This window comes from Thermodesulfobium sp. (assembly GCF_053498235.1).
Map to the genome: position 1 here is coordinate 41,507 of NZ_JBRCUV010000026.1, position 24,833 is coordinate 66,339.

Annotated in this window: 29 protein-coding genes and 2 tRNA genes; 13 read left to right on the forward strand and 18 right to left on the reverse strand. The window is 33.2% G+C overall.

Features of this window, described 5'->3' with window-relative positions:
• The first annotated feature begins 120 nt into the window (after nt 1-120).
• Complete coding sequence (locus ACWIUX_RS03040; RefSeq protein WP_448589254.1) at nt 121-801, forward strand: DUF4405 domain-containing protein; 681 nt, start codon at nt 121-123, stop codon at nt 799-801.
• 173 nt (nt 802-974) lie between these two features.
• Here ACWIUX_RS03040 and ACWIUX_RS03045 read toward each other — a convergent pair whose 3' ends face one another.
• A complete protein-coding gene (locus ACWIUX_RS03045; protein ID WP_448589255.1) occupies nt 975-2,123 on the reverse strand; it encodes a Na+/H+ antiporter NhaC family protein in 1,149 nt (382 codons plus the stop codon).
• Nucleotides 2,124-2,352: 229 nt separating this feature from the next.
• On the opposite strand from ACWIUX_RS03045, the gene bioA reads away from it, so the two are divergent.
• Genes bioA through ACWIUX_RS03060 form a run of 3 tightly spaced genes read left to right on the forward strand, consistent with a single transcriptional unit; the run spans nt 2,353 to nt 4,854 of the window.
• Entirely contained in the window at nt 2,353-3,675 is a 1,323-nt protein-coding gene (bioA, locus tag ACWIUX_RS03050) for an adenosylmethionine--8-amino-7-oxononanoate transaminase (protein ID WP_448589256.1), read from the forward strand.
• Nucleotides 3,672-4,244 (forward strand): dethiobiotin synthase, encoded by a 573-nt coding sequence (bioD, locus tag ACWIUX_RS03055; protein WP_448589257.1) that lies wholly within the window; start codon nt 3,672-3,674, stop codon nt 4,242-4,244. Before bioA ends, bioD begins: the two co-directional genes overlap by 4 nt.
• Before the next feature lie 7 nt (nt 4,245-4,251).
• On the forward strand, nt 4,252-4,854 hold the full coding sequence (locus ACWIUX_RS03060) for a pyridoxamine 5'-phosphate oxidase family protein (RefSeq protein WP_448589258.1): 603 nt from the start codon (nt 4,252-4,254) through the stop codon (nt 4,852-4,854).
• Nucleotides 4,855-4,859: 5 nt separating this feature from the next.
• Here the strand turns inward: ACWIUX_RS03060 and ACWIUX_RS03065 are convergent, their stop codons facing one another.
• The 7 genes from ACWIUX_RS03065 to ACWIUX_RS03095 all read right to left on the reverse strand — a co-directional run bounded on the left by ACWIUX_RS03065 (nt 4,860) and on the right by ACWIUX_RS03095 (nt 10,501).
• A complete protein-coding gene (locus ACWIUX_RS03065) occupies nt 4,860-5,627 on the reverse strand; it encodes a methyltransferase domain-containing protein (protein WP_448589259.1) in 768 nt (255 codons plus the stop codon).
• Nucleotides 5,624-6,208 (reverse strand): hypothetical protein, encoded by a 585-nt coding sequence (locus ACWIUX_RS03070; protein WP_448589260.1) that lies wholly within the window; start codon nt 6,206-6,208, stop codon nt 5,624-5,626. The genes ACWIUX_RS03065 and ACWIUX_RS03070 overlap by 4 nt, the downstream gene beginning before the upstream one ends.
• Nucleotides 6,205-7,356: an aminotransferase class I/II-fold pyridoxal phosphate-dependent enzyme gene (locus ACWIUX_RS03075; protein WP_448589261.1), complete on the reverse strand. Its 1,152-nt coding sequence runs from the start codon at nt 7,354-7,356 to the stop codon at nt 6,205-6,207. The genes ACWIUX_RS03070 and ACWIUX_RS03075 overlap by 4 nt, the downstream gene beginning before the upstream one ends.
• A 24-nt stretch (nt 7,357-7,380) precedes the next feature.
• Entirely contained in the window at nt 7,381-7,839 is a 459-nt protein-coding gene (gene ndk, locus ACWIUX_RS03080) for a nucleoside-diphosphate kinase (RefSeq protein WP_448589262.1), read from the reverse strand.
• A 70-nt stretch (nt 7,840-7,909) separates the two neighbouring features.
• Nucleotides 7,910-8,809, reverse strand: coding sequence for a ParB/RepB/Spo0J family partition protein (locus ACWIUX_RS03085; protein WP_448589263.1), 900 nt, complete (start codon nt 8,807-8,809; stop codon nt 7,910-7,912).
• A complete protein-coding gene (locus ACWIUX_RS03090; RefSeq protein WP_448589264.1) occupies nt 8,802-9,554 on the reverse strand; it encodes a ParA family protein in 753 nt (250 codons plus the stop codon). Before ACWIUX_RS03090 ends, ACWIUX_RS03085 begins: the two co-directional genes overlap by 8 nt.
• Nucleotides 9,551-10,501, reverse strand: coding sequence for an NGG1p interacting factor NIF3 (locus ACWIUX_RS03095; RefSeq protein WP_448589265.1), 951 nt, complete (start codon nt 10,499-10,501; stop codon nt 9,551-9,553). The genes ACWIUX_RS03090 and ACWIUX_RS03095 overlap by 4 nt, the downstream gene beginning before the upstream one ends.
• A 407-nt stretch (nt 10,502-10,908) precedes the next feature.
• Between ACWIUX_RS03095 and trpE the strand changes: the two genes are divergently transcribed.
• The 8 genes from trpE (at nt 10,909) to ACWIUX_RS03135 (ending at nt 19,646) form a co-directional block, all read left to right on the forward strand.
• Nucleotides 10,909-12,354, forward strand: a complete 1,446-nt coding sequence (gene trpE, locus ACWIUX_RS03100; protein WP_448589266.1) for an anthranilate synthase component I — start codon at nt 10,909-10,911, stop codon at nt 12,352-12,354.
• The gene (locus ACWIUX_RS03105) at nt 12,351-12,938 is read left to right on the forward strand and encodes an anthranilate synthase component II (RefSeq protein WP_448589267.1); all 588 of its coding nucleotides are present in this window, start codon (nt 12,351-12,353) and stop codon (nt 12,936-12,938) included. The genes trpE and ACWIUX_RS03105 overlap by 4 nt, the downstream gene beginning before the upstream one ends.
• A gap of 87 nt (nt 12,939-13,025) precedes the next feature.
• Nucleotides 13,026-14,057 carry an anthranilate phosphoribosyltransferase gene (trpD, locus tag ACWIUX_RS03110; RefSeq protein WP_448589268.1) on the forward strand — a complete coding sequence of 344 codons (1,032 nt, stop codon included), beginning with the start codon at nt 13,026-13,028 and terminating at the stop codon, nt 14,055-14,057.
• On the forward strand, nt 14,054-14,866 hold the full coding sequence (locus ACWIUX_RS03115; protein ID WP_448589269.1) for an indole-3-glycerol phosphate synthase TrpC: 813 nt from the start codon (nt 14,054-14,056) through the stop codon (nt 14,864-14,866). Before trpD ends, ACWIUX_RS03115 begins: the two co-directional genes overlap by 4 nt.
• 30 nt (nt 14,867-14,896) lie before the next feature.
• Complete coding sequence (locus tag ACWIUX_RS03120) at nt 14,897-15,490, forward strand: phosphoribosylanthranilate isomerase (RefSeq protein ID WP_448589270.1); 594 nt, start codon at nt 14,897-14,899, stop codon at nt 15,488-15,490.
• A gap of 32 nt (nt 15,491-15,522) precedes the next feature.
• Nucleotides 15,523-16,704: a tryptophan synthase subunit beta gene (trpB, locus tag ACWIUX_RS03125; RefSeq protein ID WP_448589281.1), complete on the forward strand. Its 1,182-nt coding sequence runs from the start codon at nt 15,523-15,525 to the stop codon at nt 16,702-16,704.
• Complete coding sequence (gene trpA, locus ACWIUX_RS03130) at nt 16,691-17,449, forward strand: tryptophan synthase subunit alpha (protein WP_448589271.1); 759 nt, start codon at nt 16,691-16,693, stop codon at nt 17,447-17,449. Before trpB ends, trpA begins: the two co-directional genes overlap by 14 nt.
• A gap of 358 nt (nt 17,450-17,807) precedes the next feature.
• Nucleotides 17,808-19,646, forward strand: coding sequence for a chloride channel protein (locus ACWIUX_RS03135; protein WP_448589272.1), 1,839 nt, complete (start codon nt 17,808-17,810; stop codon nt 19,644-19,646).
• Between the two features lie 4 nt (nt 19,647-19,650).
• On the opposite strand, the gene ACWIUX_RS03140 is transcribed toward ACWIUX_RS03135, so the two are convergent.
• The 10 genes from ACWIUX_RS03140 to rpmH form a co-directional block, all read right to left on the reverse strand.
• Nucleotides 19,651-19,983 carry a molybdate ABC transporter permease subunit gene (locus ACWIUX_RS03140; RefSeq protein ID WP_448589273.1) on the reverse strand — a complete coding sequence of 111 codons (333 nt, stop codon included), beginning with the start codon at nt 19,981-19,983 and terminating at the stop codon, nt 19,651-19,653.
• Between the two features lie 22 nt (nt 19,984-20,005).
• Nucleotides 20,006-20,311, reverse strand: coding sequence for a molybdate ABC transporter substrate-binding protein (gene modA / locus ACWIUX_RS03145; RefSeq protein ID WP_448589282.1), 306 nt, complete (start codon nt 20,309-20,311; stop codon nt 20,006-20,008).
• 16 nt (nt 20,312-20,327) lie between these two features.
• Nucleotides 20,328-20,404, reverse strand: a tRNA-Arg gene (locus ACWIUX_RS03150).
• A gap of 4 nt (nt 20,405-20,408) precedes the next feature.
• Nucleotides 20,409-20,483 (reverse strand) — tRNA-His (locus ACWIUX_RS03155).
• Between the two features lie 43 nt (nt 20,484-20,526).
• Entirely contained in the window at nt 20,527-21,054 is a 528-nt protein-coding gene (locus ACWIUX_RS03160; RefSeq protein WP_448589274.1) for a 16S rRNA (guanine(527)-N(7))-methyltransferase RsmG, read from the reverse strand.
• An 88-nt stretch (nt 21,055-21,142) separates the two neighbouring features.
• Entirely contained in the window at nt 21,143-21,772 is a 630-nt protein-coding gene (gene jag / locus ACWIUX_RS03165) for an RNA-binding cell elongation regulator Jag/EloR (RefSeq protein ID WP_448589275.1), read from the reverse strand.
• Complete coding sequence (locus ACWIUX_RS03170) at nt 21,772-22,416, reverse strand: YidC/Oxa1 family membrane protein insertase (protein ID WP_448589276.1); 645 nt, start codon at nt 22,414-22,416, stop codon at nt 21,772-21,774. Before ACWIUX_RS03170 ends, jag begins: the two co-directional genes overlap by 1 nt.
• Nucleotides 22,416-22,670 (reverse strand): membrane protein insertion efficiency factor YidD, encoded by a 255-nt coding sequence (yidD, locus tag ACWIUX_RS03175; RefSeq protein ID WP_448589277.1) that lies wholly within the window; start codon nt 22,668-22,670, stop codon nt 22,416-22,418. The genes ACWIUX_RS03170 and yidD overlap by 1 nt, the downstream gene beginning before the upstream one ends.
• Nucleotides 22,655-22,984, reverse strand: coding sequence for a ribonuclease P protein component (gene rnpA, locus ACWIUX_RS03180; RefSeq protein ID WP_448589278.1), 330 nt, complete (start codon nt 22,982-22,984; stop codon nt 22,655-22,657). The genes yidD and rnpA overlap by 16 nt, the downstream gene beginning before the upstream one ends.
• Nucleotides 22,974-23,120, reverse strand: coding sequence for a 50S ribosomal protein L34 (gene rpmH, locus ACWIUX_RS03185; protein ID WP_448589279.1), 147 nt, complete (start codon nt 23,118-23,120; stop codon nt 22,974-22,976). Before rpmH ends, rnpA begins: the two co-directional genes overlap by 11 nt.
• 95 nt (nt 23,121-23,215) lie before the next feature.
• Between rpmH and dnaA the strand changes: the two genes are divergently transcribed.
• Nucleotides 23,216-24,574 carry a chromosomal replication initiator protein DnaA gene (gene dnaA / locus ACWIUX_RS03190; RefSeq protein ID WP_448589280.1) on the forward strand — a complete coding sequence of 453 codons (1,359 nt, stop codon included), beginning with the start codon at nt 23,216-23,218 and terminating at the stop codon, nt 24,572-24,574.
• The last annotated feature ends 259 nt before the right edge of the window (nt 24,575-24,833 follow it).

The window sequence follows — 24,833 nt, forward strand, 5'->3', positions numbered from 1 at the left end:
TAGATTAATTAGATAAATTTTTAAGAAAGAGAAGAGAAAAATTTTCCCTTCTCTTTTTGTTACTTTAAGTTTATTGTTAGCGTATTATACATAACTAGATCCTAAATCAGGAGCAAGAAAATGTGCGATATGTGTAGTAGAAGATCATTTATTAAAAAGCTCATTGGAGCTATCGTTGCTTTCAAAGTGCTGTCAATTAGCTCAAATTCATTTGCAGATTCTATGAGCAGCGTATGGGGTCAATGCCCAAAGGGACTTCAGTATGACCCATATCCCGGGAAATGTTCAAGATACATAGACACAAACAACGATGGCTATTGCGACTATTCAGAACCGCCACCAAAAAATACGTCCAACTTAGATTCATCTTCCTCGCCCAAAGCAGCTGAAAACTTTAATAACTCCCACCCTATAATTGGTGATGATATAGCAGAGGCCGCAACCAGACAAAGAAGACGCTCAATTATAGAGAGCTATAATACAGGCACAATATCTATATTGGCTATTTTATTTTCTTTGTTTGCAATGCTCCTGGTAAGAGCGAAAATTATTGAAAAACAAACGCTCTTAAAGATATGCAATATTATTTTAGCCATATCCTTTGTGATATCTGGAACCCTTGGAATGATCTTGTCTTTTAAATACGATGGCCTAGTTGATGTATATCTGCCGTCATGGGTCTTGTTCCTACATGTAGAATTTGGGATTGCTTTTTGCATTTTCGCAATCTTACACCTCTTGCTGAAATGGAGAGCTATAGCAAGTTATTTTAAATTTAATAATACCAATAATAAAAAATAAAAATTAGTCTTGTCCAGAATCTTTGGAACAAGACTAATTATAATTAGGGGGGGTGTACTTATATTTAGTTCTTAATTAAACATTATAGACTAAATACCATAAAATAATATTGTTTTTCTAAAAAATGTAGTTATGTGTATATTGATTTTACTAATACGTGAATCAAACAAAATTTATTCGATTTGTTTTACTTGTGATGGGAAAAAACTAAAAAAAAGTGCAAGTATTGGCAAAATCCATAAAAGAAGTGCAAATGGGATATAATACATTGGCTTAACTCCTAATAAGATGGCGCATATCTGAGATAATAAGTTCCAGGGAATGAGTCCGGGAAAAACCTCCGCGCTATCTGCAAGAATCCCTGAGAGCTTTGGAAGTTTAAAGTATTTTTGCCATTCAGATCTTAACTGCTGAGCGGCCAACATCAAGGGCAGGGCCTGATTACAAAATAGCATCGAAGATATTAAATTCAGAACTACTACATTAAAAACTGACTTAGGATAGCTTTTTGGATTTATTATTCTTTTCACAAAGGAATTTAAAAGCTGACTTTTTTGAAGCAGTGAATTAAAAGCTGAAGAGATAGAAACGAGGGCTATTAAAGGAAGCATAGAAAATATTCCGTTTAGATGATTAAATGGCCAAATACTTATGCCATAAAAAACAGATTGCAAAAGATTAAAATCAAAACTAACATTGCTTATTACAAGCGCAAATAAAGATGCAAGGAAGAATGAAAAGAAAAGTGGCACCTTTTTCATAAAAAGGACAACCAGGATTATGATAGGAAGCAGTTTAAAATAGCTAATTTTCGATAAATAGCTAGTATTTATGTGCGTTGAATTTATCGGTATAGTGAAAAAGAGAGGCAAAAATACTAAATAAAAAATTACAATTAGCGTAGCTGATATTATCGCGTTAGGCAAAATTGCCTTTAGATGAGATCTGATATCAACGCCCACACATACTGCAGTAAGTCTCAGAGCAGAAGAAAATACAGAAGTCCTATCTCCCAACATCGCTCCAGAAACAAGGGCACCTGCTACTATATATGAAGGATAGTGCACGCTGTTTGACAGCGCCATTATGGGTGCTGCAAGAATGCAAAGTGTACCAGTTACACTGCCAATTATCATAGAAAGACAAGATGCAAAAATAAAAGAAAAAAGGGCTAAATATCTAGGATCCAAAATAAACATAAAAATTTTGAGTATTTCGTTAAGGGTCCCAGATAGAGCAAAAGAAGGAAGCATTATACCTACTCCTAAAAGTATGCCCACAACCTCTTTCACCACAATTATGCCGTTTAATGAGATAGACAATAAATTTATCACTTTGTTTTTCAAGAATAGTAGATATACAAACAATATAAAATAGGGCAGCAGTAATCCTAAAAATAGAGGCAAAGAATAAATTATACAAAAACCTAAACTAAACAGGATAATTAGAACGAGGCCGAGCAAGATCAATTCTGATTTATAATTATTAAATATCTTAAACATAAAAATATTATAAATCAATGCTGTATTGAAAATTTAAGGAGGTAAAAGCTTGATACAAATTTGGCACCCCTGCACACAAATGAAGGATCATGAAAAATACCCATTAATAAAGATAAAGAATGCAAAAGGGGTTTATCTATACGATTTTGAAGGAAATTCCTACATAGACGGCATATCTTCCTGGTGGGTTAATCTCTTTGGACATTCAAACGAAAGATTGAACAAGGCCATTGCAGATCAATTAAACGTTATGGAACAAATAATCTTTGCCGGTTTTACTCACGAAAAAGCCCTTGAGCTTACAAGATTGCTCTCTGAGGTAGTACCAGAAAATCTTTCAAGGGTATTCTTTGCAGAAATTGGCTCTAGTGCTGTTGAAATATCTCTTAAGATGAGCTATCACTACTTTCAAAATATAGGCCAGAAAAAAAGATGCAAATTCGTGTCCCTAAAAAATGGCTATCACGGCGAAACCATAGGAGCTCTCTCCGTTAGTGGAGAGGATCTTTATAAAAGTGCGTACAAAAAGATTATGCCGGTTAATATTATATCCCCTTCTCCCGATTGCTACAGATGCAAATTTGGACAATCAAGAGAATCTTGCAACATAGAGTGTTTTACAGATATCGAAAAGATATTAATTTCAAATAACGAAAAGATATGCGCTGTAATAGTCGAGCCCCTGGTACAATTTGCTGGAGGTTTCAAGATATATCCGCCAAAGTACTTAGTGAAGTTAAGAGAGCTTACATCAAAACTTGGCATCCATCTAATCTTAGACGAAATTGCAACTGGATTTGGCAGGACAGGAAAGATGTTTGCTTGTGAATGGGCCGGGATAAAACCCGATTTTATGTGTCTCTCCAAGGGAATTACAAGTGGCTATCTGCCTCTCTCTGTGGTTCTTACTACTGATAAAATATACAGCGCGTTTTATGACGACTATACTACCTTGAAAGCATTTTTACACAGTCACAGTTACAATGGCAACGCCCTCTCTTGTGCAGCAGCCGTTGAAACGTTAAAGATATTCAAAGAAGAAGACGTATTGGAAAAAAACGAAGAAAAATTTAAATATATGAGAAAAATAATCGAGAACAAATTTACAGAATTAAAGCACGTAGGCGAAATAAGACACATTGGCTTTATAAGCGCCATAGAGCTTGTGGAGAACAAAAAAACAAAAAAGCCATTTGACTGGAAAAAGAGAATAGGATTTAGCATATATAGAGAAGCGCTTAAAAGAGGGGCTTTACTTAGAAATTTAGGGGATATAATATATTTTCTGCCCCCATACATAATAGAGCCTCACCAAATTGAAGACTTGGTTAATGCAGCACATCAGTCATACCTGGAGGTCTTAAAAAGATGATCTTCTTTATAACCGCTACCGACACTGGAGTCGGAAAAACTTATTTTTCATATCTACTGGCAAAGAAATTTTCTAGCGAGGGGAAAAAAACAAAATACATTAAAGTAGTTCAGACGGGCTACCCCGAAGACGACGACAGCTCTTTTGTCGCAAACTCAGGAGTTGAAACAAAAACTTTGTATTTCGGCAAAGAACCCCTTGCCCCATATTTTATTTTTGAAAATTTCCCATTAGAAGATGCGATTAGAAAAATTAAAAGCGAAGAAGAAGTAGATTTCACGATTGTAGAAGGCTCAGGCGGTCTTTTGGTTCCGTTAGATAAAAAGTATTTTATGGTTGATATTGTTAAAAAGATGGGTTTAAAAACAATAATAGTTGTACCAAATAAGTTAGGGTGCATAAATCAAACGCTATTAAACCTGTACTATTGTGAAAGGGAAGGTATAGATTTGTATGGCTTCGCTTTAAATGACTTCTTCCTAGAAAAATACGATAACTTTGAGGCTTTAAACAATCTTACTGGTAAAAAAATAAAATATAGATTTAAAAATTCCATAATTGATTCCTGAGGTAAACGTGAGAAGAAAAGAATTTGAAATTTTCGATGCTAAAGAGATACAAGAATTGCTAGATAGTTGTGAATATGGAGTGTTATCTTTAGTTGATCTAAATAATAAACCATATTCAGTGCCAATAAGCTTTTTTTATTATGAAAACAACATATACTTTCACAGTGCTACAAATGGTAAAAAGATTGACATTATCAAAAAAAATCCTTATGCCTGTTTTGTCGCAGTTAAGCCTTATGCCTTTTTGCCATCTTATTTTAAAAATGAAAAGGTTGCTTGTTTTGCAGGACAAGCTTATGCCTCAGTTTATTTTGAAGGAAAGATAAACGAGATAAATGACAAAGCTAAAAAATGTGAATACTTAAATAACTTGATGAAGAAGTACCAGCCTGAAGGTGGCTACGATCCTATAGAATACGAAAATGTTAATTACGCAAAGACAATAGAAAACGTAGTTTTATTCCAGTTAAAAACTTCTTACGTCAGCGCAAAATTTAAATTTGAACAGCACAGGAGTCATGAAAACAACAAAAATTTAATTTCAAAATTAAGAATTAGAGGCTCAAAAATTGACGAAGAAACTATAAAAATGATTGAAAAATTTCTTTAATAGCGCTACATAGTAAATCCTGCAACAAGATAGCTATAGGTTGCATAAACCTTGTCGTTATGTGCAAAGTTTTCTTTATAAAACTCACAAAATTTTTTGAATCTCTTTTTAGAACAAAGTGAGTCAAAATTCGTAAATCTTGCACCAGAAGCCTTGTGAAACTTCAAAAAATCAGCAGGACTTTGAAAATATAATCTTTTTATACAAACGTACTTGTAGATCATGTCTAATTCTTTGAAGATGTTTGTATAAAAGTTTTCATCTTTGAGTTCCAATCTGGAACCAAATCCAGAAATTATACTTGCAAGTTGCATTTCCTTAAAGGTAGGCTCAATAAAGACGCCTAAATGTATTTGACCGCCTTTTTTTAGCAACCTGATTAGATTTTTTAGAGTTTTTTCAGGATAAAGGAACCATTGTATACAAGAAGAAGATAAAATTAAGTCAAATTGCCTTCCAGAAAAATCGTATTTCTCAACGTCGCCAACTATAAAATTGAACTTTTCCTGATTTTTAAGCTTCTCCTTAAGTTTGTTTAAAGTCCTATTCGAAATATCAATACATGTATAGTCATTAAAACTAATATTTATAGACCGAGTTAAATAACCTAAACCAGAACCAATTTCCAAAACGCTATCAAATCTCTCAAAACCGAGATTCAAAGAAATTAAATAAGCCATCTCTTTCTGTATTGGAGTAAATTCCTCATAAAGATATGCCCTGTCAAATGATTTTCTAGTAAAATCTTTTACTGATTGTGGCTTTTGCATCATATATTATCAAAAATAATTCTTTCTAAAATTGATTCTTCAATGTAGTGATTTGAATAGATCTTGATAATACTTCCAAAAATTCTTTTATAAACCTCAATAAAGGCATTAAGCGGCAAGATTCTATCATTTGTTGGTGCAATTACCAGAATATTTCTTTTATGATAGACCTCGTTAAAGTTATTTCTTTCCTTAAGAAATATTAAACCATCCTTAAGAGAGTGGCTTACCTTTGTTTGTAGATCTGTCCTAATCCCTATTTTCGACCAAAAGTCAATTACGCACTTTTCTCTATTCCTCTCAAAAGATCGAATCATAAGATCTATAACTCTTTTATTAACGTAATCGGTAAAATTAAAAAAGGGTGCAATCAGAATTATTCTTTTTGCATTTAGTCTATCAAGTTCTCTTATAATTAGATTAGCCCCTAGTGACCAGCCAACTATTAGGTCTTCTTCCTGTTTTATCTCGTTAAGATATCTTTCTAAAAAACCCTCGTCTTCAAACGGAACAATGTACTTACATTTTTTAGATATTTCAGGATATATCTCTCTAAAACCGCTCCAGCCTGACAAAAATATCAAATTTGACCTGCCAGTGCAAAGAAAGATTGTTTTATAAGTTCTATTTCATCAAAGTTCAGGTCAGACCTTAGGGAGATTCTAAGCCGCGCAGAATTTTTTGGAACAGTTGGCTCTCTTATAGCTGCTACATACACACCCATATTTGATAGAATTTCCTGAGCCTTTAAAGTTCTTTCTTTATCTTTTAATAATACAGGAATAATCTGTGAAGACGAATTTAACGTATCAAAACCTAAAGATTTTAAATAGTTTCTAATTTCATCTGACATCTTTAAAAGAGAGGAACCATAAGATGGATTCTCCTTTACAAATTTCAATGCCGCAATATTAGCAGATAATACAGAAGGAGGCAAGGCAGTAGTGTATATTAAAGATCTAGCAAAATTTGTAATATAATCAATTACAACGCTATCACCAGACAAATACCCTCCTAAACTGCCCAGTGCCTTTGAAAAGGTTCCAACACTAAGATGAATATCTTGGCTTAGAGAATACTCGTGTGCCAAACCCCTTCCACGTCCAAAAATCCCAGTAGCATGAGCTTCATCTAAAATTATAAAAAAGTCATACTTTTTTGAAAGCATAACTAAATTAACTAAATCACATAAGTCTCCATCCATGCTGAATACACTTTCTGTGATAACTACTTTTGGATTTACTGAATCTTTCATCATTTTTTCAAGGTGCTCTAAATCATTATGCCTAAATCTATAAAATTTCTTTCCTGCAAGAATTGCTCCGTCTATCAAACTTGCATGACACAATTTATCCATGAAAACATCGCAATCTTTCGTAATAGATAAAGCTGCAAGATTAGCACAGTATCCACTATTTAAAACCAAAGATCTGTCTTTACATTTAAAATCTGAAATTTCTCTTTCAAGTTCATCGTATAATATACTATTTCCCACAATGAGTCTCGAAGAAGAGGCACCTGTTCCATACCTTTTTATTCCTTCAATCGCTGCATCTTTTATTATTTTATTGGTTGTTAAACCAAGGTAGTTATTAGATGCGAGATTTAATAGTTTTTTCCCATTTATGATTATATACTTCTCAGATCCATTAAAAACTGGTTTTATAAACCTATATCCAAACTCAGACTTTAGATTTATAATCTTGAGTTCAAGATTTTTAACGAAATCCATATTTAATTTTTCTTAGCTCAAGTATTATTCTAAATTCTCATATATATCTTTATCAATTACCCTTTCATAATCAAGCACTTCATCCTCTTCAAAGAAGATCTTAATTTCCCTTTCAGCTGAATAAACTGAGTCAGAACCGTGTATAACGTTTCTTCCCAAATCCATTGCAAAATCACCTCTAATTGTACCTGGAGCTGCATCACGAGGATTTGTTGTGCCCATCATTGTTCTTACTACAGTAACAGCATCTTTCCCCTCAAGCACTATGGCTACTATTGGGCCAGAAGTAATAAAAGAAACAAGGCTTTCAAAAAAGGGTTTTTTCTGATGTTCTTCGTAGTGTTTTATTGCATTCTCTCTAGACAATTGCATAAGTTTCAAACCAACTATCTTTAAACCCTTGTCTTCAAATCTTGAAAGTATTTTACTGGTAAGCTGTCTCTTAACAGCGTCTGGTTTAATTAATACTAAAGTTCTTTCCAAGATTTCTTCCTCCTATTTCTTTGTGAAGTCAATTTAATAAAGCCTTAGTTAACCCAAAAATTATAACAGACTAATCCTCGAGCCCATAAATACTAAAAATTTTTTCGACAAGAGTGTTGAGCTCTTCTTTCGAGTAAAATTCGATTGTAAAACGTCCAATATTACCGGAGAACGATATATGAACTGGAGTTTTAAGTTTTTTTGAGACCTCAATTTCAATAAACTTAAGCTCTTCATCTTGTTTCACTCCTTCTGCATCTTTTAAAGACTGTGTTTTACTTTTAATACCTTTTGATTGGGTACTAAACTTCTCTTTATTCGAAAGAAATTTTATCTTTAATTCCTCAGCTACCTTTACAGGTATGTTTTCCTTTACAATTTTTCTAGCAAAATTTAAAATTTCCTCTTTGTCTTTCAAAGAGAGCAATACCCTACCATGTGCTGGACTTAAGCTATTATTTTCTATATATTTTATTACCTCATCAGGAAGCTGTAGAAGTCTAATAGTGTTTGTAACATAAGATCTAGACTTACCAACTGAATTTGCTATCTCTTCATGAGTCATTGAAAACTTGTCCTGAAGCTCAAGGTATGCCTTTGCTTCGTCAATTGCACAGAGATCTTCCCTTTGCAGGTTCTCAACCAAAGCAAGTATAGCCATTTGATCGTCACTTACTTCTTTAATTACTGCAGGTATCTCTGAAATTCCTATCTTCTCACAAGCTCTAACCCTTCTTTCTCCAGAAATTATTTCATAAAAATCGCCCTTTTCTCTTAGTACTACTGGCTGAAGTACTCCGTGTACCTTTATTGATTCAGAAAGCTTCAAAATGCTCTCCTCGTCAAAAGTTCTCCTCGGCTGATATGGATTCGGAAGTATTTTAGAAATTGAAACGAATTTCAAAGTTCTATCAGAGCTTTCATCTCCCAATAAGGCATCAAGACCTCTGCCAATACCTCTTTTAGACATCTTTTTCTATCTCCCGTAAAAGTTCTCTAAAAGCATTACTAACTGAAGACTTAGGATCAAAAATTATTATTGGTTTGCCAAAACTTTGCGACTCTACTACCCTAATGCTTCTAGGAATTATGGTATTAAAGACTTTGCCTTTAAAGTGCGACTTTAAATCCCTTAATACTTCATTGGAAACGACCAATCGCTGCATAAACATATTCACAAGAATTCCCAGCAAATTAAGCTCAGGATTGAGTCTAGATCTAACCCTTTCATAAGTGTTAATTATCATGCTAAGTCCTTCCAGAGCATAAAATTCAGCTTGCATTGCAATAATCAAGTCCTTCGCAGCACAAAGTCCATTAAGGGTGAGTATGCCTAAAGATGGCGGAGTATCAATGATTACTACATCGAAATTACTGTAATCTCTCAATCTTTCTTTTAATCTTAAATTTCTTTTGGAATCCTCAACCAATTCAATTTCTGCCCCTGCAAGATCTGGGTGTGAACAAATAATCTTAAGATTGTCAATTCCAGTTTCAGCAGGCATTACATACTCTTTTGAAACTAAAAGTTCGTAAGATGAGGATGTTAATTTTCTTTTATCAATTCCTAAACCTGTAGTAGCATTGCCCTGTGGATCTAAATCTATAATAAGAGTGTTTCTGTTGCGCTCAGCATATGAGGCAGCTAAATTAATTACACAGGTGGTTTTACCTACTCCACCTTTTTGGTTCGCAAATACAATAATTCTTTTCAACGTTTTACCCTAATAAGGCCAGATGTTGGTATAATATTGATTCCATCCTTTTCAATTTCATCAAGTATAAGGTTCATTCCGATTGAATCAGATGGCATGTGCCCAGCAATAACGACATTTATACCATATTTTTTAGCTTCTACCAGATGATCTTCTTTCATATGCATTCCAACAATTGTGCCGATTCCAGCTACTGAGAGCTTTTCGTAGCTATTCTTGCTGCCTGATGTGCCACCTGTCATGTCTACCCAAATTTTTCCACAACGACTTTTCTCTGATCCGCTTGCAATTTTTGGTCCAAAATTGTGCGCTTGAGCATCCTGATATTCAGGAATTTCAAGCAGAATATCTATAATTTCCCCTACAGTCTCAGGCTTCTTTTCAACAAAGAGATCTGTTAAAAACTTTGTAACAATATTGTCGGCTGGAGTGTGAATGTTCATAAATGCAAATCCTAAAAGTTTAGCAGCGTCCACCGCTCTATTGTGATTTGCTGGGTGCACAGAGCGCGAAACCTCTGCAATTCTATCCCCCATTAGATTTTCAGCTACATTTATTGGTATACCCTGTAAGAATAGTATATCCTCTTGTAAACGCATAACCCCTTCCAAGCCTGGCAGCGCTTTACCCTCAGGATGGTGAGCTAATATTAAATCAATTCTCTCTCCTTTTTCTCTTAATCTATCGGCCAAAATAATTTCTGGCACTTCCATGTCAATCCCAACAAGAATTCTCTTTATTATTTGATCCTCTTTGCCATTAAGAATTCGACTGTCAGAATATGGATTTTCTAAAAGTTCCTTGTCAAATCTTGCTTTTTTCTTTTCGCTTAGCTCATCGTAATCCCTCTTAACTTTTTCAAGATATTTAGAAACCTCTTCCTTCCCCCTTGGATCTGCTTCAATGCCCATTTTAATCGCAAGCCTATAAATTTCGCCCAGCTTCATATTGAACCTCCAAAAAGTTTCTCAAGAAACATTTTTATGATAAAACAAAATAAGACTTTATTCAAACAATAAATAATATGGCTTTCTTCAAGTTATACAATATTCTAGGAATAGATGCAACCATCCCTTATAACCTCCTTTTATAGTTTTTGGTTTATAACTATATATGTTTTAAGGGATGGTTCTTTATTGTCAATTATGAGGAAACAAGGGCATTTCGAATAGATTACAAAATAAAAAAAAACTTTCGCGAGCAAGATGCTCGCGTTACTATAGTTATTTTTGAGGAATGTCGAAAATTTGACAAAATAAGATTTTTTGCTATTATAAAAAATACTAATTTGTTAGAGCTATTTTAGATTAGGGTTAAGGTTAAGGAAATTTAGTTGAGAAGAGAGGAGCCGAGTATGTCAAAATTGTTTGTCAGAACTTATTCTGCAGATTCACAAACACCCATAAGCCTTTATGAAAAGATGAAAAATCTGCCTTTTTCTTTCCTGCTTGAAAGTAAAACGTTTAATAAGCTTGCAAGATATTCTTTTTTAGGGGCATTCCCTAGATTTCTCATATCAACAAACACAGAAACAACAAGGATTGTTGCAGATATTGATCTTGAAAAAATTGGAATTAAAAACGTCAACACTAATAATTCGCTCATAGAAGTTCTAAAAGACGTTTTTGAAAAATTGCCAAAAGTAGACATAATATGTCCTTTTACTTCAGGGCTAATTGGATACATTGGCTATGAATGTGTAAGGTTTTATGAGAGTTCTTTAAAATTTTACAAACCTGCTATTTTCCCAGACGCAATGCTCTTTTTCCCAGGATTAATTATTGCATTCGATCACTTTACAGATACCATATATCTTATCACTCATGCGCTTTACGAATCTGATGAAAAAAGAGCAGAGTTTTTTCTTAATGAGGGAGAAAAGCTTATCATATCAGCAAACATCACAAATTCGAAAAACAAAAATTTTATTGCCTCTCAAAACCATACAGATAAAGAGTTTGAAAACAACAAAATTATAAAAAGCCATACAAGAAGATCTGATTTCGAAGAAGCCGTAAAAAGAATCAAAGAGTATATAAGAAATGGTGATACATTTCAAACTGTGCTTTCGCAAAGATTTTCTACAGAATTTTTGGGGGATCCTTTTGAATTTTATAGGAATTTAAGAAGATTAAATCCTTCTCCTTACCTATTTCATATAAAATTAAATGACATTGTAATATCTGGTTCATCACCTGAGACATTTCTAACCCTAAGAGATAACAAATTATTTTCAAGGCCTATCGCTGGAACTAGAAAAAGGGGGAATAACCCTCTCGAGGATAAAAGCCTTGCAAAAGAACTTCTAGAAGATCCAAAAGAGTGTGCCGAACATGTCATGTTAGTAGACCTGGCCAGAAACGACCTTGGTAGAGTTTGCGCACCATCAACTATAAAAGTTGAAGAATTTATGAAGGTAGAAAACTATTCACACGTAATGCACATAGTTAGTGAAGTTACAGGGATACTAGAAAAAAATACACACCCATTAGAGGCATTTTTTGCCTCATTTCCTGCAGGAACTGTATCAGGAGCGCCTAAAATTAGATCTATGGAAATAATTGATTCATTAGAACCAGAGAGGCGAGGTCCATATGCCGGTGCAGTTGGATATTTCGATATAAGCGGAAATTTTGATACTTGCATAGCAATAAGGACAGCTTTTTTCAAGGACAAAACGATCTACCTACAAGCAGGAGCGGGTATAGTGGCCGATTCAAATCCTTCTACCGAATATTTTGAAACTATTCATAAAGCAAAGGCTCTCCTTTCTATTCTTAATAGGGGTGAAACCCAATGATAGATAGACTTTTGATAATTGATAACTTTGATTCCTTTACTTTTAACCTAGTTCAAGGCTTCGCAAAAATTAGAAAAACGAAAAGAGATATGCTTGTATTACGAGACAATGAGCCTTTTGAAAAAATATTAGAGTTCAATCCTGATAGATTAGTTATATCTCCAGGACCAGGTCATCCAAAAGAATGTAAACTTTCTTCAAAAGCATATAACTATGCAAAGGAATTTAGAAAACCTCTTTTGGGAGTTTGTCTTGGGCATCAATTGATTGGCTATCTTTCTGGAGCTGAAGTTATAAGAGCAAAAAATATTATGCACGGGAAAACAAGTATGATAAATTTTATAAGCGATCCCATTTTTTCTGGATTAAAAAATCCATTCAAAGCAATGAGATATCATTCCCTGTGTTTAAACGAAAAAGATTTCCCAGAAGATCTCATTATATTAGCAAAAAGCATTGATGATGACACAATAATGGCGCTTAAACACAAAGAAATACCTATTTATGGGGTTCAATTTCATCCAGAGTCAATTATGACCCCAAGCGGTCAAAAAATACTTAAAAATTTTTTAGCTCTAAAATAATCGCGAACATCTATACTGTGTAAAATTTAATTATTCTAGAAAGAAGAACAGAGTGAATTAACAAAAAGATGAGAAGGAGAGAGAAATATGGTGAGAGAGAGAAATACGGTAAAAAGCGCATTGGACAAAATTTTAAACAATGAGCATTTGTCTGAAGAGGAAGCAAAAAATCTTATGGACAACATAATGGAAGCAAGAGTTACACAAAGTCAAATTGGCGCAATCCTTATCGGTCTTAGAATGAAAAGGGAGACTCCGGAAGAGTTAACTGGTTTTGTAAAATCAATGAGAGAACATGTAAAAAAGATTAAAACCAGACATCCAATTGTTGTAGACACATGCGGAACAGGAGGAGACAACTTAAAAACGTTTAATATTTCCACTGCAAGCGCTTTTGTTGTTGCTGGAGCAGGAATTCCAGTAGCAAAACACGGCAACAGAGGCGTTTCAAGCTCCTCAGGTTCAGCAGATGTATTAGAAAGACTTGGCGTTAATATCAATCTCACTCCAGAAGCAATAGAAAACTGTTTGAACTATATAGGCATAGCTTTTCTATTCGCACCCTTGCTTCACCCATCAATGAAAAATGTGGCGCCAGCTAGAAGAGAACTAGGCATCAGAACTTTTTTTAACATTTTAGGGCCCCTAACTAATCCAGCAGGTGCAGACAATCAGGTAATTGGAGTTTTTGACAAGTCAGTAATGCCTACTCTAAGTAAAGTTATAAAAAATCTTAATCCTAGACATATTTATCTAATTCACGGCGCAGGTGGGATGGACGAACTCTCTCTTGAAGGACCAAATTATGTAATTGAGATTAAAGGAAGGGAATCAAGAGAGTTCTTTTTAGATCCAGAACAATATGGCTTTAAAAAGGTGCCATCATCGGAATTCGCAGTTAATAACTCTGAAGAAAGTGCAAAAAAAATAATGAAGGTTCTCAGTGGAGAGAATTGCCCTGAAAAGGATATAGTAGTTTTAAACGCAGCCATAGCAATAATGGCTTCAAATTATACCTCAGACTTTCAAGAAGCAATAGCGATGGCACAAGATTCGATTGATTCCAAACTAGCACTATCAAAATTCGAGATGTTAAGAACTTACACTAACACGCTATGAACATCCTTGAAAAAATCTCAAAAGAGGAGATAGAAGAATTCAATCAAAGACGAGAGCTTTTAAGGGTGCTTAAAAATTATGGCAGAACATATCCTATAATCTCTTTTTTTGACGCTTTAAAGCCCATAAGTGTTATAGGAGAATTTAAACCAGCTTCACCTGTTAAAGGGATTTTTATCAAAAATCCAAAAAGGGAGATTAGAAATTTTATAGATTTTTATGAAAAGTTCGGTTGCAGCGCTCTATCAGTGCTAACAAACAAACGCGCTTTTAAAGGAGACCCTTTATACATTACATATATCAAATCCTTTTGCAACCTGCCTATTTTATATAAAAATTTTATTCTAATAGAAGATCAGATTGACGAGGCATATCTAGTAGGTGCTGATTGCATTCTCCTTATAGCGTCCATCTTAGATCCGAAAAGATTAAAGGAGCTGTTTAATCATGCTACCAATCTTGGAATAGACTCCCTAATAGAAATTCACAATGAAGAAGAATTGAATATAGCTTTAGAAATAGAGCCAAAAATAGTTGGCATCAACAATAGAAATCTAAAAACTTTTGAAGTTGATATAAATAATACATTTAAACTTGTAAATTCAATACCAAAACAGATTAAAATAGTTTCAGAATCAGGAATAAAATCTGAAGAAGAAATTTATAAACTAGCCAAAAGCGGTGTTTCAGGGGTTCTTATAGGAGAAGCAATAGTAAAACTAACTTTAACTTTACTAAGAGGCAATATAACCTCATATCCTGATAGCAGTATATTTAATAAAAGACTACTTTCAAGAGAAAATTTTTAGGATTTTTTTGAAAGAGGAGAATTTTAAATAATGCTTGTTAAGATCTGTGGCATACGAAGTATTGAAGATGCAATCGTCTCAAGCTTATTTAAACCAGATTACATGGGGCTTATATTTTGTGAAAGTCCAAGAAGATTAGACGCAAAAATAGGAAAGACTATAGTAATGAAATTGAGTAGTGAAAAATTTATAGGTGTTTTTCAAAATAACGATATAGAAGAAGTGATAAATATTGCAAAAATTTGTAACCTATTTGGTGTTCAACTTCACGGAAAAGAGGATCCAAAAGATATAGAAATAGTTAAAAAAAATAAACTTTTAGCTATAAAGGCTTTTAGGATAGAAAATAATTTGCCAGAAAACCTTTCAGAGTATAAACCAGATTATTTTTTGTTTGATAAGACAAAAAATTGTACAAGTCTAAATACAAAGGTTTTAAAAGGGTATAATTTAAACACGCCGTTCTTTATTGCTGGTGGCCTTAATAGTAAAAATATTGAAAGAATTATTAAAGAGGTGTCAAAACCTCAACTATGTGGAGTTGATCTTGCATCTGGAGTAGAAAAGGATAATAAAAAGGATATTACTCTTCTAGAAGAATTTTTCAAAAAGCTTAAAAAATAATTTTTTTGGAGGTTAAAAACTTGGATAAAACTATTAATGGCAACTTTGGAAAATTTGGAGGTGCCTTTGTCCCCGAAACTTTAGTTTATGCACTCGATGAACTCGAAACTTATTATAATAAAATCAGAGGAGATAGAGAATTTTTTAAGGAATTTAACAGCTTACTAAAAGAATATGCAGGAAGACCTACTCCATTAACCTATGCACCAAATTTTTCCAAAAGATTTGGGATTAATACATTTCTAAAAAGAGAGGACCTCTTGCATACAGGAGCTCACAAATTGAATAACTGTCTAGGACAGGGTCTGATTGCAAGGGGATTAAATAAAAAAAGGATTATTGCAGAAACTGGAGCGGGTCAACACGGCGTAGCCACAGCAACAGTTTGCGCATTTTTAAAGATACCTTGCGAAATATACATGGGAGCAATCGACTACGAAAGACAAAAACTGAATGTATTTAGAATGGAACTTCTTGGAGCAAGGGTTAATAAAGTCGACGTTGGTTCAAAAACTCTAAAAGATGCAATGAACGAAGCCTTAAGAGATTGGGTTACCAACATTAATACTACTCATTATATGATTGGATCAGCTGCTGGACCTCATCCTTTCCCAACCATAGTAAGAGACTTCCAAAGGGTAATTGGAGAAGAGGCAAGGTATCAAATTTTTAAAAGCACAGGTTCGCTCCCCGATGCAATTTTCGCTTGTGTTGGAGGAGGCAGTAATTCAATAGGTTTGTTCAAGGCCTTTATTCAAGATGAAAGCGTTAAAATCTTCGGTGCAGAAGCAGCTGGTAAAGGAATAGAAACAGGCTTACATTCAGCCACCCTATCAGCAGGAAGACCAGGCGTATTACACGGTTCGCTCAGTTATCTCTTACAAGATTCAGATGGACAAGTAGAGGAGGCTCATTCTATTGCACCAGGATTAGATTACCCCGGTGTTGGTCCAGAACATTCATATCTAAAAGAATCAAAGAGAGTCATATATGAGGGAATTACTGATGATGAAGCGCTTGAAGCACTTGAGATTCTGGCAAAGGAAGAAGGAATAATTTGTGCTCTTGAAAGCGCACATGCGGTAGCCCTTGCAATAAAGAAGTCCAAAGAGTTAAAAAAAGACAGCATAATAATTATAAATCTATCGGGTAGAGGGGATAAAGACATGCAAACTATTATGAAAAGTATGGAGGGAAAAGATGAACAAAATTAGAGAAATTTTAAGCGAAAAGAAAACACTTATCCCATTTTTACCAGCAGGTTATCCATCACTAAATGCAACAAAAGAATATATTAAAACATTAGTCGAATGTGGAATAAAAATAATTGAACTTGGAATTCCATTTTCGGATCCAATTGCAGATGGTCCAACTATTTCAAACAGTTATTCCTTTGCAATTAAAAATGGCATAAAGAGTGAGGATGCTTATATCTTAGCGGAAGAGATAAAGGGAGAATACAAAATTTCTATTATTCCAATGTTATATTACAATTTAATTTACAACAAAGGTGAAGAAAACTTTGCAAGAAGAATTTCTTCATTTGCTGATGCTGTAATTGTACCTGATTTACCTTTTAAAGAATCTTACAGACTAAGGCCTTATCTTGAAAAATTTAATATTTCATATATTCCTTTTGCAACACCAAATATAAAAGAACACGATATAAAGAAAATTTCAAAACATACTAATGCTTTTATTTACGCAGTAACTGTCTTTGGCATAACAGGAGCCAGATCTAATTACAGCAAAGATACATATAACTATCTTGAACGCGTCAAGAAGATAAGCTCAAATTATGTAGCTGCAGGCTTTGGCGTTAGTTCAAAAGAGCAATTTAACAGCCTACCAACAGATGCAGTAATTATAGGGAGCGCTATAGTCAAACAAATTGAGCCAGACAATGTTGAAAAGAGCAAAAGCAATATTGAGAAATTAATAAAAAATATAATTAACTGAGATGTTTCTCGAGAAACATAACGAGCAAACATTATCTTTCAAATGATATTGCCAGTGATATTGCCAGCAGCTCAAAAGGCTCTCTCTTGAACACAACAACATAACTATATTAAAAATTTTGTTTTATTATAAATACTCCGAGATGAGAACTTATCGATTAAGTTTATTTCAGAGCATATATTGTACAGGCTTAGATGGTAATAAAAATATAATAATTAATAAAAACAAAAATAGTCTATTTAAATAAAAATGAGTTTGTATAATATTCTTCTTATAAAACAAGTTGAAATTCTTATAAGTTAACGATGTTAAATTTCAGTATAATAGTCTAAAAAACACTTAAAGCTATGGAGGAGAATTGACAAAAAGAGAGTTGATAAATAACATACAAATTCTCCTTAAAAATTTCAGCAAAATGCCCTATATAGAAAGAATAAAAACAAAGGATGCAAGAAGATATCTGTATGTCCCAGTCTTAATAGGAATTTCAGTTGGCATTGCAGCAGTAATTTTTTTATTAGCTTTGAAATATACCTCTTTTGTTTTTTTAAAATTGCTAGTAGGGTATTATCCACCAGAAGTAACAGGAGAGGGCGGTAACCCCGACTTATATCGCATTATTATTGCTAGACCATATCTATTTCCAATAAGTGTTGCGCTAGGTGGGCTAATATCAGGACTATTAATATACAAGTTTGCACCTGAGGCAAGCGGAGCTGGTACAAACGCAGCCATTAGAGCATATCACTTTGAAAAGGCATTAATTGATATAAAAACAACTTTTATAAAGCTTCTAGCATCAACAATCACAATTGGTGCGGGCGGCACATCGGGAAGAGAAGGTCCAATGTCTTTAATTGGAGCAGGCTTAGGATCTTTTATAGCGCAAAAATTAAAATTAAGCGAGAGAGAAAGAAGAATTGCGCTAGCAGCTGGTCTTGGAGCAGGACTTGGAGCAGTTTTTAGGGCCCCTCTTGCTGGCGCTATAGTTGGTGCAGAGGTTTTTTATAAAAAGGACTTTGAAATACAATCAATGCTTAGCTGCTTCATTGCGGCAATAATAGCTTACACTTGTGTAGGCTTAACATTTGGTTTCGAACCCTTATTTTATATTCACGTAGATGCCGCCAAAAATTTTAAAATAGTGGTATTATTACAATATATAGTTCTTGGGTTTGCCTGTATGTTCATTGCAAAATCTATAATGAAATCTTTCTTATATTCAAAAAAGCTTGCAAGTATTTTGCCTTTACCTCAATATATGGTTCAGCCAATAGGTGGCTTTGTTACAGGCTCAATCGGTATTATAAGCCCTGTGGTTATCGGCAGCGGTTATGGGTGGATTCAGCTTATAACAGACAAGAGGCTTGACATCATAACGCCTCAATTTACAATTATTGGCATTGTTGCGATGGTACTGGCATTGGGCTTTACATTGGGATTTAACAGTCCCGGAGGTGTTTTTGGACCATCGCTCGTCTCAGGGGGACTTACAGGGTTTGCAGTCAGCAATCTTTTATCAAACATAATTCCAAATAATAATCTTGACATAACATCGTTCACTATCGTAGGCATGATGTCGGTTTACGCAGCAGTTTCAAAAGCACCTTTGTCAACTATTGTTATGGTAGCGGAAATGAGTCACGGATACGATCTCCTTATCCCATCAATGATCTCTGTCTTCATAGCTGATTTTTTCTCGGGACATCAAAGCATATACAGCGCACAGGTCGAAAGAAGGATAGACTCGCCTGCATATCAAGATGAATGTATATCGCACTATTTAACCTATATAAAGATAAAAGAGGTTATGCAAAAACCTCTGACAGCTAGTCCAGATTTAAAAGTTGCTGAAGTTGAAGATATAATGACAAAAAATATATATACCGGCATTCCAATTACAGACAATGGTTTTTTAGTCGGAATGATAACTAAAACAGATTTGTGGAAAGCAAGAAAATTGGATAAAAACAAGGTGCTTGCGAGGGATATCATGACAAAAAACTTAATAACATTAACTCCTGAAGATTCATTATACGATTTTATGAAAATAATTATATCAAAAGGTATTGGGAGAGTACCCGTGGTCAAGGATAATCAAAATAATGAGTTAGTCGGCATAATTACAAGATCAGACATAGGAAGAGTGATGAGACAAGAGACAGACGAAGATATCCTTACTACAACGGGAGTATAAAAACTTAATGCTTAAGAGAAATTTCCTTTATTGTTGCCCCAAACTTACCTAATGCCCTTGCAAAAGCCAAAATAAACCCAGATACCAATCCAGGAAAAGAGAGCGGCAATGTAATTGTAAAAAAAATTTTCCAATTACCAGCACCAAGAGTTTTAGCAGCATCTTTAAGATTTTCATCTACACTTTCAAAAGCCGATCTTGCACTTTTATACATTAAGGGAAATGCAACCAAAAAGGATGCAGCAGATGCAGCATAAATTGTAAATATTATTGAAGTATGAAAGAGAGTTTCAAAAAGTATGCCAATAGGTCCGTGTTTACCAAATAAGACCAACAAAAGAAATCCAAACTTTTAAATTTTATTTAATTTTCTCAGGCGGTAAAAAGCCATATTCGCTAAGTATTTCTTGTGATTGTTTACTTAAAAGATAATTCATAAATTCTTTTGCTTCATCAGGATACTTTGTAGAATTCAGTACAGCTGCATAATACACTATGGGCTTATGATTTAAATCTGGAATCGTGCTAGCTACCTGAACATCATTTGATGTGGCAGCATCAGTTTTATAAACAAAGCCCGCATCTACATTGCCAGTACTAACGTATTCCAAAATCTGTCTCACATCCTTAGCATAAACAAACTTTGATTTTACTTCGTTAAAGATTCCTACCTTAGACTCCTGGCGCGCCCGAAGGGATTTGAACCCCTGACCTTCGGATTCGAAGTCCGTCGCTCTATCCAACTGAGCTACGGGCGCATAATGGGGTGGATGAGGGGATTCGAACCCCCAACCCCTGCAGCCACAGTGCAGTGCTCTGCCATTGAGCTACATCCACCATACACGATTTATTATATTTTAGAAGCTTTATAACTGTCAAATCAAAATTTAATTAGCAAAAATCTTCTTATCCCAAAGCCATCCGGTAGGGTATAATTAAAGATTTCATAATCACAATTAATCAAAAGAGACCCATCAAAAGTTTGGCCTAACCATAATCCTACAGAAAAATTTTTATGTTTTTTTAAAATTAAAAGCATTTTTTCTAGGGGAAAGGTCGCTCTTGAAATAACTCTTTCAGGTATTTCTTTTAAATTTTCAAATCTTTCTTGAAGCACTACAGCATTTTTTATATTAAGTTCTAAAATTATTCCTTCAAGAAAAACGACCCTTTTATATTTTGGTTCTAGTAATAACCATAAGGTTTCAGGAAAACAAATCGACAAAATTAAACCTGGAATTCCAGCGCCAGAACCAATATCAAGAAATTTTGAATAACAAAAAAAATTAGGACATAAATTAGTAGGATATAAAGAATCATATATGTGTTTGAAAAAAAAATCTTCAATGCTCTTAAATGAGACTAATGAATGCTTTCTATTATATAAAAAGAGACGTTCTGAATACAAACATATATTATCCAAATATTTAACAAAACCGGGTAAGTATCTTTTAAATAATAAACTAAATTTTTGAGCATCAAATGAAGTACTATCTTTAAGCATTATTTACTGGTTCAATTACAATATGCCTATCTTTTCCAGTACCCACACTATAAACAGTTATATCGCTGCGTTTAGAAAGATAGATATGAATTACCTTTCTTTCATGGGCTGGTAAAGGTAAAAATTCTATTTTCCTCTTAAATTTTATACATTTTTTTACAAGCTTATCAGACAGTTCATATAAAAATAAGGTTCTATTTTTCCAATAATTGTTTATATCAAGAACGACTTTAAAATTATCAAAGTTAACCTTTATAACTTTGTTTAATAAAAATTCTAAAGATTTAAGTATTAAACCGTGTCTTCCAATAAGACACCCTATATTTTCCCCCTTTATGTTAACAAAAAGGATATTTTGATTTAAGTTAAATTCTATAGAAAAATTACTATTTGGAATCTCTTTTATTAGAGATTTTATTATTTCGGAAACAAATTCCTCAATAGTAGGAGTGTATCTTATAACTACCTTTGCTTCTTTAGACCCAATACCTAAAAGACCTCTTTTTGGGTGTTCTAAAATTTCAAAATTATACTTTGAATCCTCATCAATACCAAGCAGTTCCAAACCTCTTTTAATAGCTTCTTCTTGATTTTTGGCACTAACTAATACTTCTTTTAACATTATGAATGTTTTCTCATAACTATAAATGATTGTAATATACCTATTATGTTAGAAACGTTCCAATAAATTAATATCCCAGCAGGAAACTGAATGGATATAAAACCTAAGAAAAGTGGCATTATTAAAAGCATTTGTCTTTGCATCCTATCAGCAGTATTTGTTGTAATCTTTTGTTGAATGTATGTTGTAATCATAAGTAAAGCTGGCAAAATATAAAATGGATCCTTTTCAGTAATATCAGAAATCCATAAAAAATTTACTGCTGAATGAGTTTGTTCAATAATACTTTTTAATTCAGGACTAAGCAAAAAATAATAAAAGGCAATGAGAATAGGTAACTGAATAAGCATTGGTAGACAACCACCAAACGGATTTATATTGTTATTTTTATAAAAGGCTACCATCTCAGTTTGAAGTCTTTGTGGATCTGATTTATATTTTTCCTGAAGTTCCTTTATTTTAGGTTGAAGCTTTTGCATCTTCTTCATCTGATCAAGTGAAATGTGATTGAAGGGCCACAATATAGCTCTTATCAAAAGAGTTATAAGAATAATAACTAAACCAAAATCATGTAAGAAACTTAATAAAGAATAAAAAATTGGATGAAAAACGTTAGTATCAAACCAACTAAAGAAGGAATTCACTATCTTATTTCTCCTCTCGAATTAATAAATTTTTCTGGAACTGGATCATATCCACCTTGATTTAAAGGATGACACCTCAATATTCTTTTTATCGCTAAAAAGCTACCCTTAAATATACCAAATCTTGATATAGCTATAATTGCATATTCAGAACATGTGGGATAAAAAATACAGCTCCTACCTTTTAAAGGTGAAATAAATTTTTGATAAACTCTTATTATAAAAATTAAAAAACATACTACAAATCTTTGCATAACCTTTTTAATTCTTGGTAAACTTCTCCTTTATTTGTTTTACAAAATGGTTTTTTCACTAAAATTATAATATCAAAAAAATCTCTTCTATCAGTATTATATAAAAAATCCATTATAAAAAAACTCTTTATAAATCTCTTCATGTAGTTTCTTTTTACAGAACTCTTTGATACTTTCTTAGATACAATAACACAAACCCTAGAGGATAAAGAAGGCCGATAAAAAATATTAACATAGTGGCCTTCTCTTTTCTTAGAATTAAATACCCTTAAAATCTCTTTTGAATTGCTTATTAATGCACTCTTATGAATCACTAACCGTCAACTTATGTCTTCCTTTTGTTCTTCTCGACTTAATAACTTTTCTACCAGCTTTGGTGCTCATTCTAGTAAGAAATCCATGTACTTTAAATCTTTTTCTTACTTTTGGTTGATAAGTTCTTTTTGGCACATCTATCACTCCATATCTATTTAGAATTTAGAATATTTACGATAACCTATCTATGATAAAATATATCTACAAATTTTAAAAGAGGTTAATGATAATTGAGAGGGTTAGGTGAAGTGAATAATATTTGGCAAGAAATATTAGATACAGTTGAAGAAAAGATGGGAAAACCCACAGTAGAAGCCTTTTTAAAACCTTCTAAAGCAGTAATTAACAAAGAAGAAAATAAATTTACTCTAATAGTTCCAAACGAATTTATTAAAACTTATATTGAACAAAAATCAAGTAAATTAAAGAATATAATCGAAGACATAATTGAAAGCGATAATCTTAAACTATACCTAGAAATAGAACAACCTAGAGAAAGTTTAGAGGAAAACGAAAGTTTAGAGAGTAGTAATCAAAATATACAACAAACAGAAAGGAATGAACAGAGAAGCTTTTTATCTAAATACACCTTTGAAACGTTTGTTGTAGGGCCAGGTAACAGGATGGCGCATGCTGCTTCTCTCGCAGTAGCAGATAACCCCGGTAAAGCCTATAATCCTTTATTTATCTATGGTGGAGCAGGATTAGGAAAAACGCACTTGCTCCAGGCTATAGCAACAACAATAAGAACTAAAAAACCATACCTTCATATTCTATATATTACAAGCGAAAAGTTCACAAATGAATTTATAAACGCCATAAAGGATGATAAAATCAACTCGTTTCAAGAACATTATAGAAATATAGATATACTGCTAGTTGACGATATCCAATTTATAGCTGGAAAAGAAAGAACACAAGAAGAGTTCTTTCATACTTTTAATTCACTTTATGAATCAGGAAAACAAATAGTACTATCCTCTGACAGACCTCCAAAAGAAATAAGAACCTTAGAAGAGCGCTTAAGAACAAGGTTTGAAATGGGTTTAATTGCTGATATTCAACCTCCAGATTTAGAAACAAGAATTGCAATTTTACAAAAGAAAGCTGAAATAGAAAATATTGATATAGAGCAAGACGCACTAATATTAATTGCAGAAAAGGTAGCCTCAAACATTAGAGAATTAGAAGGCGTACTTACAAAATCGATGGCCCTCTGCTCTATTAATCAAGAATCAAAGATAACAATAAAACATGCCCAAGAAGCACTCAAAAACATAGAAGATAATAAATTAAACAATCTACCTACAATGGATGAGATCGCAACAGCTGTTTCTAAAGTAATGCAAATTAAATTAGAAGACTTAAAAAGTAGAGGAAGAAAGAGTCATCAAGCAAACGCAAGGCAGATTGCAATGTATTTATGTAGAGAGATGACAAAAAACTCGCTACCACAAATAGGTGAATATTTTGGAAGAGATCATTCAACAGTAATACACGCTTATGAAAGAGTAAAAGAAGAAATAAACAACGACCAAACACTTAAAAAAATAATTGAGCAAATAAAGTCTCTCTTAAACTCAACTTAAAAAATGCTCTACTTATCAACAAATGTTGATAACTTGTTGATAACTTGTTAATATTATGTGGATAAATGTTAATAAAAGGTTAATAACTCTAAGTTTAATAAAAATTATCCACATACAAAACAAATAATAAACAAGTTTTCAACAAGAAAAATGGCTCTAGAAATTAAAAAAGATGAGTTATCAACATATCCACAAAAGCTATTATTACTACTTAAAAAGGAGTTAAATAATGAAAGAGATAGAAAAAGGTATTAACAAT